A 14,769-nucleotide genomic window follows, 5' to 3' on the forward strand; every position below is an offset into this window, starting at 1 on the left:
GACGGTTCTGGTGACGACGACTAACTGGTATTCCCCATGCGTGGGAAGCCTCGCCGTTTACGGCGAGGAGGATGTCACTTGGAGTTGTCCGCCTTAGCGGGCGTTCTCTACACACGGATATCAGATAGCAAGGATTTTGTCGACACGCTCATCACCAACGAATACAACCAATGAATATTCCGATGAACACGTACCTCGTCACGCAGGCGAACCTCTCGGCCGAGCGGTCCACCGAGACAGTCGTCCGCGAGGCTATCGACGGCGGCGTCGACGTCGTCCAGTTGCGGGAGAAAGAGACCAGTGCACGAGAACGGTATCGACTCGCGCGTACGCTGCGCGACCTGACGAGCGAGACGGGAGTCACGTTCGTCGTCAACGACCGGGTCGACATCGCCGCGGCCGTCGGCGCCGACGGCGTCCATCTCGGTGACGACGACCTTCCCGTCACCGTTGCCCGGGCACAACTCGGCGAGAACGCGCTCGTCGGCCGGTCGGTTTCGACCGTCGAAGGCGCACGCCGGGCCGTCGACGAAGGGGCCGACTACCTCGGCGTCGGGGCCGTGTTCAGCACCTCCTCGAAAGATGTCGCCGAAGAGCAGTCGAACGTCGGTGTCGAGACGGTCGCCGCCATCGCGGACGCCGTCGACGTACCGTTCGTCGCCATCGGCGGTATCACGGCGGAGAACGCGGCCGAGGTCGTCGAAGCCGGTGCGGACGGAGTCGCGGTTATCTCCGAAATAACTGCCGCCTCGGAACCTGAGACGGCGACGCGTCGACTCGCTTCGGCCGTCGAATCCGGGAGGAAAGAACGATGAACGGCTCTGATTTCGACGACATCCACGACCTCGATTTCCACGAACTGCACTCGACGGTCGAAGCTCAGACACCGCTCATCAACGCGTTGACCAACGAAGTGACTGTCAACGACGTGGCGAACTGTACCCTCCACTGGGGCGGACTTCCGGTCATGTCCGACGACACCAGAGAAGTCGCCGACATGGTCTCTACTGCCGACGGTTGTCTGTTGAACATGGGGACCGTGAGCGAACGCGGCGAGGAGGCGATGCTGAAGGCTGGCCACGCAGCGAACGAAGCCGACGTTCCCGTCGTCGTCGACCCCGTCGGTGTCGGTGCGACGCCGACGCGTTCTGCGGTTGCAGACCGTCTCGTCACCGACCTTGACGTCGCTATCATCAACGGCAACCACGCCGAAATCACGGCACTCGCGGGCGAAGACGCCGATGTCCGTGGCGTCGAATCCATCGGCGAGTACGCCGACATCGCCGAGACGGCTATCGCGTGCGCTCGCCGAACCGATTCCGTCGTCGTCGCCTCCGGCGAGACGGACATCGTCGCCGACGCGGAGACGGCCTTCGAAGTCGACGCCGGGCATCCGAGGATGGGGACAGTCGTCGGCACCGGGTGTATGCTCGGCGCGACGCTCGCCGTGTTCGCGGCCGGTGTAGACCCGCTTCGGGCGGCGCTCGCCGGAACTGCCGCCTACGGCTTTGCGGGTGAGCAGGCCGCTGCGGGCGAGTACGGCGACTTCGATGGTCCTGCGAGCTACAAAATCGCGTTTCTGGACGCCGTCGCCGGCACCGACGCCGAAGCCGAACTCGACGTGACCGACCGAATCCGGGAGGTGACGAACTGATGGGCGTCGTCGTCACCGGTGGCTCCGGTAGTATCGGCAGTGCGGTCGTGGAGTCACTCTCGGGTGAGAACGTCGTGTTCTCGTATCAAACCGATGGCGACAGCGCCGACGCACTGGTCGAAGACGCGCCCGACGATAGTAAGCGAAGCGCGTTCCACATGGATGTCACCGACGCGGACTCCGTTTCCTCGTTCTTCGACGCGGCGACGGACTGTCTCGACAGCGTTGACGCCGTCGTTCACACTGTCGGCGTCGTCGACCCAAGGACAATAGGGGAGTCGACAGACGACCAGTGGGCCGGCGTCATCGAGACGAACCTCGTCGGGTCGTACCGCGTCGCACAGGCGTCGGTTCCCCATCTCCAGACAGCTTCGGGGTCGCTCATTTTTCTCTCCAGTATCGGTGGAACGGCTGGAACGGTCGACACGAGCTATGCGGCGAGCAAATCGGGACTTCATGGACTCGTCCGCGCATTGGCGAGAGAACTCGGGCCCGACGGTGTCCGCGTGAACGCGCTCGCCCCCGGCCCGGTCGACACGTCGATGAACGACGTCATCGTCGAGTATCTGGAGTCGACCGACTTTTTGGGCCACGAGAACCTCGACACACACCTCCCCGCGTACGCATGCCCGCCCGAGGAGATTGCGAGAGCGGTACGGTATCTCCTCGACAGTTCGTTCACGCACGGCGAGATACTCAACGTCAACGGGGGGATGCAGTTCCGGTGAGCCTCTCCGAGAATCCCACCAGACGACCGTACGCGCTGACCGTCGCGTCCAGCGACTCGGGCGGCGGCGCGGGAATCCAAGCCGACCTGAAGACGATGACGCGACTCGGTGTGTACGGCGGGTCCGTCGTCGTTGCGGTCACCGCCCAACACACTCGCGGCGTCGAGTCGTCGCACGTTCTCCCCGACGATGAGATTCGTGCGCAGTTCGAGGCAGTCACGGGCGACTTCGACGTGAGCGCTATCAAACTCGGGATGTTGGCGACGGCGTCGGCGGTGGAAACCGTCGACGACTGTCTCCGCGGGTTCGACGGCCCGGTCGTTCTCGACCCGGTGATGGTCGCCACCTCCGGCGACCAGTTGCTCGAAGACGACGCCGTCGACGCCTACACTCGTTTGTTCGAACGAGCGACGTTGCTCACGCCCAACGCCGACGAGACCGAGCGACTCACTGGGGTGTATCCCGACGACGACGAGTCGAGAGCGGACGCCGTAGCGACGCTGTTCGGATGGGGCGTAGACGCCGTGTTGTTCAAAGGAGGGCACGTCGACCCTGACGGCGACACGGTTCGAGATACGCTCGTCACCGCCGACGGAGTTTCCGAGTTCTCCAACCCTCGGGTTCGGACCGAGCGAACTCACGGGTCCGGATGTACGCTCTCGAGTGCAATCACGGCCCGACTCGCACACGGTGACGAGTTGGAAGAAGCCGTCGAACGGGGTATCGCGTTCACTCACGCGGGAATCGCCCACCCCGCAGACGTCGGCACCGGCCCGGGAAGCGTCGACCACCTCGTCGACGTGACTCACTGGGAGGACACCGGTTGGTGACCTATCGCCCGTAGAGCTTCATTCATAAAGTCTATCATTTGACAATAGCTATACCCTCCCTTGTGGTACCCTGACGTGGTTGTCGGCGCTGTCTCTGACACCGGTGGGGGGCAGTCGAGGCGGGAGTAGTCGTCCGTCGCGCCGATGACCGTGCGCCGGCAGGGGACCGGCGTTTGGCCCGTGTGCGAGGGACGATACGACCGCGAATCGTGCGGTCGTCGTCCCGGTCGCTCACTCCAGTTGGGGAGTAACACGGAACTGGGATGTTGCAGCGGAAATTCTTTTTCGAAAGACATTTGTACTGATTGCCTAATTCTCAGGTGTTGGGAACACACCCTCGATACGCACTCTCTCACTGACACACCACACAACCCGCGTTACGGGGGTTCCCACACTTCTTACTGAAACCACTCGGAGAGCGACTGCGATGGTTCGACTCGCTCGCGGTGACGTTATCGTACATCACCGACGAGTGCGTTCGATTTCGTCGACCGAGTGAGACGCCCTGATGCGAATACTCTTGACCGACGATGCCCAATCTACCGAGAATGGAGTGGTCCACGTGAGCGACGACGCCGGAACTGTAGTTCTCGTCGGGACGGTACACGTCACGGAGGAGAGTGGCGAAAAAGTCCGCCGAGCGATACAGCGACACGACCCCGACGTCGTCACCGTCGAACTCTGTTCGATGCGACTTCGGCATCTGTACGCCCCGAACACGACGAGACAACGCCTCCGCAACCTCACCGAGAGCTATCGCTCGCTGTCACGGGCGGGCTTTGCGCTCAACCTCCTGTTCAAACTCTCCCAGCAGTCGTACAACGACGACACCGGCGTCGACCGCGACGACCGGGACATGTTCGCAGCCATCGCTGCCGCGGAGTCGTCCGGGCGACGAATCGCGGCCATCGACCGGCCCATCGAGGAGACGCTCGACGAACTCGCGGCGGTGGCACAGTCGGGTGTACGGGATGTCGGCGCGACCACGCGCCGTCGACTCGAACAGGCCTCTGACGGCGAGTGGAAAGCGTTGGCCTCGGACCTCCTCGTCGACGTGACAGAGCCGACGACCGGCGTCGCCCAACTGCTCGGGCTACATTTCTGGTACGGAACGCTGACGGCCGACAGTCCAGCAGCGAAAGCGGCGGTGTTGGAGCGGCTCTCACCGAAGCAGGCGGCGTCGTTCCAGAACGCGCTCGAACGCCTCGTCCCCGAGTTCGTTCGGGTGATGATTCGGGACCGCGACGCGTACATGGCTCGCCGTCTCGAATATCTCCGCCAGCAAGGCGACGACGTCGTCGCCGTCGTCGGCAAGGCCCACGTCGAAGGCATGCGCCGGCATCTGGAGAACGGGACGTTCGCCGACGACCCCGAACGACCGCCGTTCGTCGAGTTACGCCGACCGAGTGATTCCGAGGAGATTGAAGACGACGCGACGCCAGCGTCACTCCCGACCGACGAGCGACCGAATCCGGAGTGACCGCGTCCGTCCGTCGGGCGGCGCTGTCCGTTTGCGACTGTGGCGGGACCGACTGTACTCCCCGAAGAGGGAGTGTGTGGTTTATAGTGCCGTGCGCGACACAGCAACCGGCGCCGTTACGACGACTCGTTCGTCGAGTTCGTGTTCACATCACAACCCATGAGCGTCGAAACCGTGTTCGCGGTGAGTTCTCCTTCCGAACTGAGTACCGCCCGCGTCGAAGACCGGTTACAGTCGAAGTTCTCGGCTGTAATCCGCTCGGTCACCGTCGTCTCCGTTTCGAGGACGCTCGCCGAGAGACTGTACGTTCCGCTCTCGCTGAGAGTGAGCAGGACGGTCCCCTCGGGTTCGACGGTGTAGAGACCGTCGAACGCCACTGCCGCGTCGTTCTCGACGAGGAGTCGCGTCGTCCACGTCTCGTCTGACGGGTTCCGGAGGAGGAGGGTGTGGATGCCTTTGCCCGTGTCCGCGGCCACCGGGTCGTCGCCGAGTGTGTGTGAGGCGATTCCACCGGCAGGTGCCGTCTCGGTGACGACGCCCGTACACGCCATTCGCGTCGAGAGGCTCACCGAGTCGAGCGTCCCGTCGTCTTGGATGCTTACCGAGGTTCGGGTTACGTTGCAGGTGAACTGACTGGGGTCGACGGTGACCGCCTCTGTCGCGTCCAGCGCCGGAATCGTCATCCGAGCGGTGTACGTACCGAGGTCGGTTAGTGAGACGACCACACTCGCGTTCGCTTCGAGTTGCACCGACTCGTCGAACACCGTTTCGTCCGACTGTAGGACGCTAATCGTTCCTCGGTGAGTCTCTTCGGTCGGGTTCTCGAACGCGACGTGGTGGGCGTTCCGGAGTCCACGTTCTTCGAGCGATTCGTCTCCGACCGTTCGCTCGACGGTATCGTTAGCTTCGATGCGTGTGAGGTCCGACATCCGCTCGGTTTCGGTTTCGGTCTCCGTATCTGTCTCTCCGGAGAGGCTGTCCGACGTGTCGGTGTCAGTCGGGGACGAGCCACCGGAAGCTGCTTGGGAGGTACAGCCCGCTGCTGCGGTTGCCAATCCGATTCCAGCAGTTGCCAGAAACGTTCTACGTTCCATACCCTACCGATGAGGTGGTACAGTATCGTCCTATCCCAGAGTCAAAGACGCCTTTGAGCCCCGGTCGACCGCTCACGTCGACTGGGCGTGCGTCTGTGCTGGACGGTACGTCCGCAGATACCACGCGAGGAAAAGCGAGAAGACGACGAAAACGCCGACACCGAGAACGAACCCGCCGGGTCCAGCCCCGAACGCGACTAGCATCTCCCACGTGGTGGGGTCGGGTTGCTGAACTGCGGGCGTCGCCGCCCGAGGCGACGGTGAGGCTGTCGACGCTGGCCACCGTGTGTGGACGAGCACGCTGACGATGCCGATAGTACCCACTGCGCCGAAGACGCGTCGCAAGGCGGTCGTGAGCGACGGCGTTTCCCGTTCTGCCCCGGCGAACAGGACGAGTGCGCTGTTCGTCGGCGCGTACACGTCCATCTCCCGTCCCTGCTCGGAGTACCAGGTTTCGACGACTTCCACCAACTCGGCGTCATCGAGTCGGCCGAGATGGTAACTGACGTTCTGTACCGACGAGTCGAGTTGGGTAGCAATCTCCGACGCTGTCGTCGGCGCGTCGTAGAGGACGCCGAGAACGCGGCGTGCCGTCGTGGACGCTACCGCCGACAGAATCTGTTCTGCGTCGTCGTCCTCGAACCCGACGAGTTTCGGAGCCAAGTCGCGGTCGACGGATGCGGTAGGCTTGAGCGGTAGCAGCGAGGACATGGTACGACTCTCTCGTGTACCAGTATATGAATACGGAACACTCAAACGACCGTTTGAGTCTCGTTCGAACACCGCCTGTTCTGACCGAGAAGCGTCTCTCGACGGAGTTCTCCAACCGGGGCAGACGCCGTCACGAGCATCTACCAACAGATTTACAACTGTCACGACTAGCAAACCGAGTGCGCCCGCTTCCGACCGTGGCGCGAGTCAGCTATCGACGATATCTCTCTGTCCCCGTTCTCTTTCCGTCCTCTTCGAGGCACCCCCGAACGTGAATGACGAGCGACCAGCGATGCACCACCTCAGTATTGGGGTAGTCGAGCTATGTACGTCGATGCCGTACTATCTCTTGGTCACAGTCCGAGGCGTTTTGGTTGACACACGGACGACTGGACCACCACCCCCATCAGCACAGTCCGCAAAGCGGCGACGGGCACTGGCTTGCACCCCCAGCGTTCGTCGCCGTCTCCGCTTCCATTGCTCGCGTTGCGCTGACGTGAATTGAAATCCGACGCACGTTTCTGTCGAATCCACTCTCGTTACTGTCCAGCGACCGGACCGTGCGAGAAACGTAGCCACGACTACTGTCGAGAGTTTCTCAGAAGGGATACTCCCGGTCGTCGTGTTGCACGGAGACCCATTTCGTCTCAGTCACTTCGTGGAGGATGGTGTCGCTGTTGTAGCCGCCCATTCCGGACGCGGCGGTGCCGCTGAACGGGACGTGCGCCTCGTCGTTGATGGGTTGGTCGTTGATGTGGACGTGGCCGGTCTCCATTCGGTCGGCGATATCCATCGCCGTCCCGACGTCGCCGGCGTGGACCGACCCCGAGAGACCGTACTCGGTGTCGTTTGCGACTTCGACGGCCTCGTCGATATCCGAGACCGAGATGACCGGCGCGATGGGACCGAAGTGTTCGTTGCAGGCGGCGGCCATGTCGTTCGTCACGTCCGAGAGGACGGTGGGCGCGACGAGAAGCGAGTCTTCGACACCGTCGAGTTCGACCGTCTCACCGCCAGTTTCGAGCGTCGCACCGGCTTCGACCGTCTCCTCGACGTAACCGAGCATCTCGTCGCGCTGGGACCCATCGATGATGGGTCCGACGACGGTGTCGCCGTCGTGGGCGCTGCCAACGGCGAGTTCTTTGGCGCGTTCGGTGAGTCGTTCGACGTACTCGTCGTACACGTCCTCGTGGACGACGTGGCGGTTGATGGAGATACAGACCTGTCCTTGGTGGACGAAACTACCGAACACCGCGCTGTCGACGGCGGCGTCGAGGTCGGCGTCGGCGGTGACGACGTGGGCGTTGTTGCCACCGAGTTCCATCGCTTGGATGGCGAGATTTTCCGCGGCGGTAGCGGCGACCTGCCGGCCGACGGCCGTCGACCCGGTGAACGCCACCACGTCGCTTTCGGGATGACCGGCCACCGCGTCGCCGATGTCGGAGCCTCGGCCGGTGACGACGTTGACGAGTCCGTCGGGGACGCCCGCTTCCTCGAACAGTTTGGCGATGAGCAAACCACCGACGACGGGTGTGTTCGTCGCCGGCTTCAACACGACGGCGTTGCCAGTCGCAATAGCGGGCGCGACCGCACGCATCGAGAGGTTCAGCGGGAAGTTCCACGGCGAGATAGCCGTGACGACGCCTTTCGGCTTGCGCTGGACGATGTTCTCCTTGCCGGGGATGTTGGAGTCGGCGTGCTGGCCTTTCATCCGATTGGGGAGCGTCGCCGCCTCGCTGACGTGGTCTCGTGTAATCTGTAGCGACGTCTGCCCCATGATTTCGGTGCCGCCGGCTTCGGTAGCGAGCAGTTCGACGATTTCGTCCTCATACTCGTCGAGAACGGTGAGCACCTGCTGGACGACTTGCTGGCGTCGCGCCGGTGGCTGGTCGGCCCACTCCGACTGCGCTTCGGCGGCGGCCTCGTACGCGGCGTCTACGTCCGCCTCGACACCTGCGGGCACCTCGAACACGGTTTCGCGCGTCGAGGGGTCTTCGACGTCGATGGTGTCGTCGCCCTCGGCGTCGACCCACTCGCCGTCGATGTAGAGCGCGTTCCAGTCGGCCGATGTCGAGATTTCGGTGACCATGTTCCATCGGAGGGGCCTGAGGGATAAGTCCCCCGAGCAATCAGCGAGAAGTTCGCGTAGCGACAGAGCTAATCGGGGGGACTCTCTCGCGGGGTCGATGCCGTTTCGACCCGGTTACATCGATGTCACCGGGTGACACCGCTGCCGTGGAATCACTATATACTGTGCCCACGTACGTCTGTGCGTGGCTGGCAGCGAGCGAGTTCGACACCGAGTCGACACAGACCGATTGTCGGCAAACCAGTGGCCGCTTGCATTCTCTTCGGACCGCGCTCACAGTCGACTCGCTCGGTACCACGATGCAGACAACAGACGCGAACCCCCCCACCCCAGTTATGGCACAATCGACACGAAACGCGAGCGAATTCGGCGACTTGACTCCCAGCGCAAAGCTGGTTCACATGGTACTCCAACAGGACTCCCCGCTCACGCAGAGCGAACTCATCGACCGGACGGAACTGTCCTCACGGACGGTTCGGAACGCGCTCGATAGGTTGGAGACCGCGGAGTTGGTCGACAAGAACATCTGTCTCGAAGACGCGAGAAAACGGGTGTACTCCCTACAGGCTACGCACTGACACCGAGGCGCAGGCGACGGTATCGCGTCCGAACGACTCCGGGTCGGAACGCTTCGAGCCGACAGCGCAGCGCTACTGGTAGTACGCTTCGCGCTCGATGACGCTGGCGAACCCGACGTTTTCTGTCACTTTCTCGATTTCGACGGTCACACGCTCGTTGACCTCGGTATCGGGGACGATAACGACGTAGCCCCGCTCGACGCGAGCGATGCCGTCGCCCTGCTCGCCGAGACCTTCGATATCGACCGTTCGCTCTTCACCGACCTCGACTGGTGGAGACGGGGACCCTCGCGTGTCGCTCCGCTCGTCAGGTCGACTCGACGATGCGCGCCCGTCCCGTTTCGCCGTCTCGGCTTCGGGGTCGACATCGGATTCAACATCGGCATCGGTTCCGAGAACGGCCAGTCGATACGTCTCGCCGGCGGTGATGTCGCCGAGTTCGACCTCTTGCTCGGGTAGTTCGACGACGTACGAACCGTCGCGTTCTTCGACTGTTGCGGTGTAGAGACACAATAAATTTCCAGATACGTCCATAGTTCTGTGTGTTTTCCTTCCTACGGAGACCACCATTGTTAATATACTGATTGTACACGCTGGCAACAGTTCCTCCGACGCCCGGCGTCAGCGCTACGCGAGCGCCAACATCGACAGCAGCACCAACACCGCCGTGCCATCGAACGAGGGCCTTTATACTCACGACTCCCTAGCGGTAGCCGTGGCATCCCCGTTCGATGTTTTAGAGGTCGACTCGGATGCGGACGACGAAGAAATCGAGCGAGCGTACCGTCGGCGGGTGAAGGAAGCACACCCCGACCACGGTGGCTCCGCGAGGGAGTTCCAGTTGGTGTACACGGCGTACCGTCAGGTGATGGCGGGTAACACCGACGCCGAACTCGAGGTCGCGTCGGAGGCCGATGCCGACGAACGCGACACGGCGTCCGCGGCGGAGTCGGAGGCAGACCCGTCAGCACCCGAGGAGGAGCCCGAACCCGAGGAGACGGGTTCGAAAGTCGAGTTCCTCAACTACGAAATTCTCGCCGACCACGGCTGGCAGATAGACGACGACGACCTGTTCGAGAAAGCCTCGGAGGCGAATCTCGACCAAGGCGACTACGGCCGGTTTTTCGTCCAACCGCGGGAGAACCTTCTCGAAGCCGCCGAGAACCGCGGGTTCTCGTGGCCCTACTCCTGTCGAGGTGGCGCGTGTGCGAACTGTGCTATCGCCGTCGTCGACGGGGCCGTCGAGATGCCGTCGAACCATATCCTCCCCTCGTCGATGACCGACAGCGGTATCCAACTCTCCTGTATCAGTAGGCCCGTCACCGACGAGATGAAAGTCGTCTACAACGTCAAGAGTCTCCCCGGACTCGACGAACTCCGTTTGCCCTCGGACCCGTTCGACAACGCGCAACTGAACGACTGACCACGACGTTCGAGGCGAGTGTTGAGTGGACACGCCACCCGTGAGACTTCTTGTTCACTTTACGCCGTCAGTCCGTCGCAATCGGAGTGTCCGAGACGTGCGCGAGATGGACCGTTCGGTCATCACTTTCGAGAACGACCGTCTCGGTACCCAGTAGTCGGTCGACGCGGCCACGTTTCACTTCGGCGTCGGCGACGTGCTCGCCTCGGATTCGCCACAGCGGCTCCCGGAGAATTCGGTCGTAACCGACGATATCGCTACGCTCGCCCGTTTTACCGACACCGATACGATACTCCATCGAGAGATACCGAACCGAGTGGTCGACGATGCCGAGCGCCGCTCCGACACAGAGCACGACACCCGCGACGGCGACGACAAAACCAGCGCCTCCAACCGACTCGAATGCGAACACCGCTGCCAGACACAGTGCGATGAACACCATGAACAGGACCGTTTCGCCGCTGCTTCCGCGGACGATACCGCCGGCGAACACGGCCGACGGTTTCGGACGAACGGTCGTCACCGACCCATCGAACGTTTCGTCGACGAACGGTTTTTCGGGCGGGTCGTACGACCACCCGATGTCGAGCGACTGGCTCTCGTCGAACGCTCGGAGTTTGTCGCGGTAGACGGCCACGAGGTCGAAACAGAACTTGACGAACACGACTCCGACCAACAGAACGGCCGTCGACCCGCCTTCGTTTACCACCGTCGCCCCGAAGATGCCGGCGACCGCCGTGACGAGAATTGGCCAGAGCAGACTTCGGACGACCATCTGGGCGTTCACGTCCTCGTACTCGCGTCGTAGAAAGTAGCCTGCGGTCGAATAGCAGTTGCTCACGAGCAACGCGAGTACGCCCAGAGTGAGCGTCGACAGCTCTGCTTGCGAGAGGTCCCCGCTGTCGCCGAGTCCTGCGAAGACGACGCCGCCGATGAAGAGCCAGATAACGACGAGAACCGGGACGACGCCGAGCGTAACGAGGCTCTGCACCTGAATCGTGAGATTCGTTTTCGGTATCGGGAGTCCGCCGTACTTGTCGTGGAACGCGCCGATAATCGGTTGCTGCTTCGGAAACTCGGCAGGGCGTTGTGCGAACAGCGCCCGTACGGACGCGAACAGTAGCAGCACGCCGAGTTCGAACCAGTAGAGGTGAACCAGCACCGCGACCGACCAGTCCCAGAGTGCGACGCCGACGAACGGGACTCCGTTTGCCGCGACGGCGGCGAGGAGAGCAGTCCGCCGGTCAGTGCGTGGAGGGCGCATCGTCGGGTCGTGACGGTCCGGTGTAGTGGACGTTTCGGTTCGAGAAAACGAACGCCGCAAGCGACGAGAGTCGAAGCCGTCCGGTACTGTGGTCGTCTCAGTCGGTCACTATCGAGGTCTCCGGAACGTGGGCGAGACGAACCGTCTCGTCACCACGCTCGACGACGAGGGTTTCGGTTCCAAAGAAGCGGTCGACCCGACTCCGTTCGGTGGTCGCGTTAGTGACTTCCCATTTCGACAGCCGCCACGACGGTTCGTCCAGTAGTCGGTCGTAACCGACGACGCCAGCACGTGTCGTACGTTTGGCGCTCTCTCCGCTTTCGCCATCGTCTCCGTTGTCGTCGTAGTTCCTGTCGCCGCCGCTGTTGCCAACGTCGCTGTCGCCGACACCGACCCGGTACTCCATCGAGAGATACCGAATCGTGTGGTCGGTGACGCCCGCGACGACCATGATGGCGACGACGACGCCAACGAGTGCGCCGAAGGTGAGCCCGAGCGTCGTTCCTCCTAAAGCGAAGAATCCGGTTGCGGCCAGCGAAAAGAGAACGAGAAACATGAGGCCCACGAGAGAGTGACATCCACGAACGACACCGCTTGCGAGCGCCGCTCGTCGATGTGGACGGACCACCTCGAACGGTCCCGCGAACGACTCGTCGACCGATGGTCGCTCCGGCGGGTCGTAGGTTAGTCCGAGGTCGAGCGACTGGCTCTCGTCGAACGCGCGGAGTCGGTCACGATAAACGCTGACGAGGTCGAGACAGAACTTCGTCGCCACGATACCGCCAAGAAGCGAGAGCGGCGACCCCGCGGTCGCCGCCACGCCGCCGCCGACGACCATCGCCAATCCGGTGACGCCGAGCGGCCAGAACGCGCTTGCGACGACCATCTGTGCGTTCACCTTCTCGTACTCTTCCTCCACGAAGTACTCGATAGTCAGATACAGGTGGCTGACCACCAGTCCGAGAACGCCGACTACGAGGGTCGACGACTGCACACCGGGCAGTTCGCCGGTCGTACTCGCGCTCACACCCACCAATGCGAAACTCCCGACTAACAGCCACAGGAGTCCGAGAATCGGCAGACCGACGAGCGAGACGATGCTCTGTACCCTGATTTTGATGCCCGTGTTCGGAACGGAGAACCCGCCGTACTTGTCTCGGAACGCACCGAACAGCACTTGCTCCGCCTCGAACTCGGCGGGGCGTTGCGCAAAGAGCGCACGGATAGAAGCAAAGCTAATGAGAACGGCGAGTTCGACCCAGTAGAGAAGCACCAGTGTTCCGACCGACCAGTCCCAGACGGCGATACCGACGAGCGGAACGGCGTTGGCGAGAACAGTGGCGAGAAGCGCAGACCGCCTCGACCGTGGAGGGCGCATCATCTGGTCCTGACAGTCGCGGTTGGTGGCTGTTTCGGTTTGAAATCTAAAATCCGGCAGCAGTCAGCCGGCTCCCCCGTGTGTCTCTCTGCAAGTTACAGCACGAACGGTCCGCGTTGCTGTATTGGTTCATCGTGTGGTAATCCCGAGACGACCACGACGCGGAGCGTCCCTTCCGTCTCGAACTCCACCGACGCTGTCTCCGTCATCGGAAGCACGTCTCCCTCACCGAAACTGTTGCCGTCGACAGTTCCTTCGCCGGAAACGCCGTAGACGAACCCCGACCAGTCCTCGCGGCCGGTCCACGTCCACGCGTCGTCGACTTCGACGTCGAGGTACTCCATCGGTGTCTGCAGTGAGAGCGGAGAGCCATCGCCGACGACGGTGGTGACCGTCGTCCCCTCGTGTTCCACCGTTGGTAGTTCGGTTGACACCGCGTCGTCGTACGCCGCGTCGACGTTTTTCCTCTCGCGTGGGAGGTTCACCCAGAGTTGGAGGCCGTTGCAGGCCTCGCCGTCGGCGGGAAACTCCGAGTGTTCGATGCCCGACCCGGTTGTAATCCGCATCGCGTCGCCCTCACGAGCGGTGTGGGTGACGCCGAGTGAATCCTCGTGTTCCATGCCGCCGTCGAGCATGTAGGAGACGATTTCGAAGCCGCGGTGTGCGTGCATCGGGAAGCCGTCGTCGGGGTCGATGTAGAACCGTTCGAACAGCACGAACGGGTCGAGATTCGATGGATAGCCGTTCGTCGGAAACGCACGAGTCGAGTTGACGCCCGTTCCGTGTCGAACTGTCTCTCCTGAAACCGGCCCGTCGGTCGGGTCACGCTCGCTGTCGTTTCGGCTCATAGCTGGTTCGAGGAGAGTACGACTCATAACGGTCTCGCAACCGGAATCAAGGACCTGTCCAATTCTCCACATCGACTATCCCGTTATCTCCTGAAAGCCATCTCTGAGAATTCTTCGGCCCATCCGGCACTAGTCAGGTTGGTTACTGTATTCTATTTCAGAGAAATTTCATAGTAGCTCGGGACTCTGTTTCGGACGACGATACAATGAGCGACTACGAACTCGACCCACTCCCGTACGACTACGACGCACTCGAACCCCACATCTCCGAGCAGGTGCTGACGTGGCACCACGACACTCACCACCAAGGCTACGTCAACGGCTGGAACTCGGCCGAAGAAACCCTTGCAGAGAACCGCGAGGCCGGTGAGTTCGGCTCTTCGGGCGGCGCAATGCGCAGCGTCACTCACAACTCCTCGGGTCACATCCTGCACGACCTGTTCTGGCAGAACATGTCGCCGGAAGGCGGCGAGGAGCCGTCGGGTGACCTCGCAGACCGCATCGCCGAAGACTTCGGCTCCTACGACGCCTGGAAGGGCGAGTTCGAAGCCGCCGCGAAGGACGCGTCCGGTTGGGCACTCCTCGTCTACGACACGTTCTCGAATCAGCTTCGTAACGTCGTCGTCGACAAGCACGACCAAGGCGCTATCTGGGGCGGCCACCCGATTCTCGCACTCGACGTCTGGGAACAC

15 protein-coding genes are annotated in these 14,769 nt (G+C 62.4%); 8 read left to right on the plus strand and 7 right to left on the minus strand.

Features of this window, described 5'->3' with window-relative positions; all coding sequences use genetic code 11:
* Nucleotides 1–182: 182 nt before the first annotated feature.
* The 5 genes from thiE (at nt 183) to AUR64_RS00420 (ending at nt 4,692) form a co-directional block, all read left to right on the plus strand.
* Nucleotides 183–815, plus strand: coding sequence for a thiamine phosphate synthase (gene thiE / locus AUR64_RS00400; RefSeq protein ID WP_205628343.1), 633 nt, complete (start codon nt 183–185; stop codon nt 813–815).
* Entirely contained in the window at nt 812–1,654 is an 843-nt protein-coding gene (gene thiM, locus AUR64_RS00405) for a hydroxyethylthiazole kinase (protein WP_058579978.1), read from the plus strand. Before thiE ends, thiM begins: the two co-directional genes overlap by 4 nt.
* Nucleotides 1,654–2,382, plus strand: coding sequence for an SDR family NAD(P)-dependent oxidoreductase (locus AUR64_RS00410; protein ID WP_058579979.1), 729 nt, complete (start codon nt 1,654–1,656; stop codon nt 2,380–2,382). Before thiM ends, AUR64_RS00410 begins: the two co-directional genes overlap by 1 nt.
* A complete protein-coding gene (gene thiD, locus AUR64_RS00415) occupies nt 2,379–3,212 on the plus strand; it encodes a bifunctional hydroxymethylpyrimidine kinase/phosphomethylpyrimidine kinase (RefSeq protein ID WP_058579980.1) in 834 nt (277 codons plus the stop codon). Before AUR64_RS00410 ends, thiD begins: the two co-directional genes overlap by 4 nt.
* 508 nt (nt 3,213–3,720) lie before the next feature.
* On the plus strand, nt 3,721–4,692 hold the full coding sequence (locus tag AUR64_RS00420; protein ID WP_058579981.1) for a TraB/GumN family protein: 972 nt from the start codon (nt 3,721–3,723) through the stop codon (nt 4,690–4,692).
* 116 nt (nt 4,693–4,808) lie between these two features.
* Here the strand turns inward: AUR64_RS00420 and AUR64_RS00425 are convergent, their stop codons facing one another.
* The 3 genes from AUR64_RS00425 to AUR64_RS00435 all read right to left on the minus strand — a co-directional run bounded on the left by AUR64_RS00425 (nt 4,809) and on the right by AUR64_RS00435 (nt 8,586).
* Nucleotides 4,809–5,786: a hypothetical protein gene (locus AUR64_RS00425; protein ID WP_058579982.1), complete on the minus strand. Its 978-nt coding sequence runs from the start codon at nt 5,784–5,786 to the stop codon at nt 4,809–4,811.
* Between the two features lie 72 nt (nt 5,787–5,858).
* On the minus strand, nt 5,859–6,497 hold the full coding sequence (locus AUR64_RS00430; protein WP_058579983.1) for an ArsR/SmtB family transcription factor: 639 nt from the start codon (nt 6,495–6,497) through the stop codon (nt 5,859–5,861).
* A gap of 598 nt (nt 6,498–7,095) precedes the next feature.
* On the minus strand, nt 7,096–8,586 hold the full coding sequence (locus AUR64_RS00435; RefSeq protein WP_058579984.1) for an aldehyde dehydrogenase family protein: 1,491 nt from the start codon (nt 8,584–8,586) through the stop codon (nt 7,096–7,098).
* 401 nt (nt 8,587–8,987) lie between these two features.
* Here AUR64_RS00435 and AUR64_RS00440 point away from each other — a divergent pair, with 401 nt between their 5' ends.
* Nucleotides 8,988–9,164, plus strand: coding sequence for a MarR family transcriptional regulator (locus tag AUR64_RS00440; protein WP_240479552.1), 177 nt, complete (start codon nt 8,988–8,990; stop codon nt 9,162–9,164).
* A gap of 72 nt (nt 9,165–9,236) precedes the next feature.
* On the opposite strand, the gene AUR64_RS00445 is transcribed toward AUR64_RS00440, so the two are convergent.
* Nucleotides 9,237–9,698, minus strand: a complete 462-nt coding sequence (locus AUR64_RS00445) for a TRAM domain-containing protein (protein ID WP_058579985.1) — start codon at nt 9,696–9,698, stop codon at nt 9,237–9,239.
* Nucleotides 9,699–9,879: 181 nt separating this feature from the next.
* Between AUR64_RS00445 and fer the strand changes: the two genes are divergently transcribed.
* A complete protein-coding gene (fer, locus tag AUR64_RS00450; RefSeq protein WP_058579986.1) occupies nt 9,880–10,587 on the plus strand; it encodes a ferredoxin Fer in 708 nt (235 codons plus the stop codon).
* A 67-nt stretch (nt 10,588–10,654) separates the two neighbouring features.
* Here the strand turns inward: fer and AUR64_RS00455 are convergent, their stop codons facing one another.
* The 3 genes from AUR64_RS00455 to AUR64_RS00465 all read right to left on the minus strand — a co-directional run bounded on the left by AUR64_RS00455 (nt 10,655) and on the right by AUR64_RS00465 (nt 14,077).
* Nucleotides 10,655–11,851, minus strand: coding sequence for a DUF6498-containing protein (locus tag AUR64_RS00455; RefSeq protein WP_058579987.1), 1,197 nt, complete (start codon nt 11,849–11,851; stop codon nt 10,655–10,657).
* A 97-nt stretch (nt 11,852–11,948) separates the two neighbouring features.
* Nucleotides 11,949–13,229 carry a DUF6498-containing protein gene (locus tag AUR64_RS00460; RefSeq protein ID WP_155120398.1) on the minus strand — a complete coding sequence of 427 codons (1,281 nt, stop codon included), beginning with the start codon at nt 13,227–13,229 and terminating at the stop codon, nt 11,949–11,951.
* 95 nt (nt 13,230–13,324) lie between these two features.
* Entirely contained in the window at nt 13,325–14,077 is a 753-nt protein-coding gene (locus AUR64_RS00465) for a pirin family protein (RefSeq protein ID WP_058579989.1), read from the minus strand.
* Between the two features lie 206 nt (nt 14,078–14,283).
* Here AUR64_RS00465 and sod point away from each other — a divergent pair.
* A partial coding sequence (gene sod / locus AUR64_RS00470; RefSeq protein WP_058579990.1) for a superoxide dismutase occupies nt 14,284–14,769 on the plus strand: 486 nt, incomplete at its 3' end.

Origin of the sequence: Haloprofundus marisrubri (genome assembly GCF_001469955.1) — an archaeon.
Taxonomy (GTDB): Archaea; Halobacteriota; Halobacteria; order Halobacteriales; family Haloferacaceae; genus Haloprofundus; species Haloprofundus marisrubri.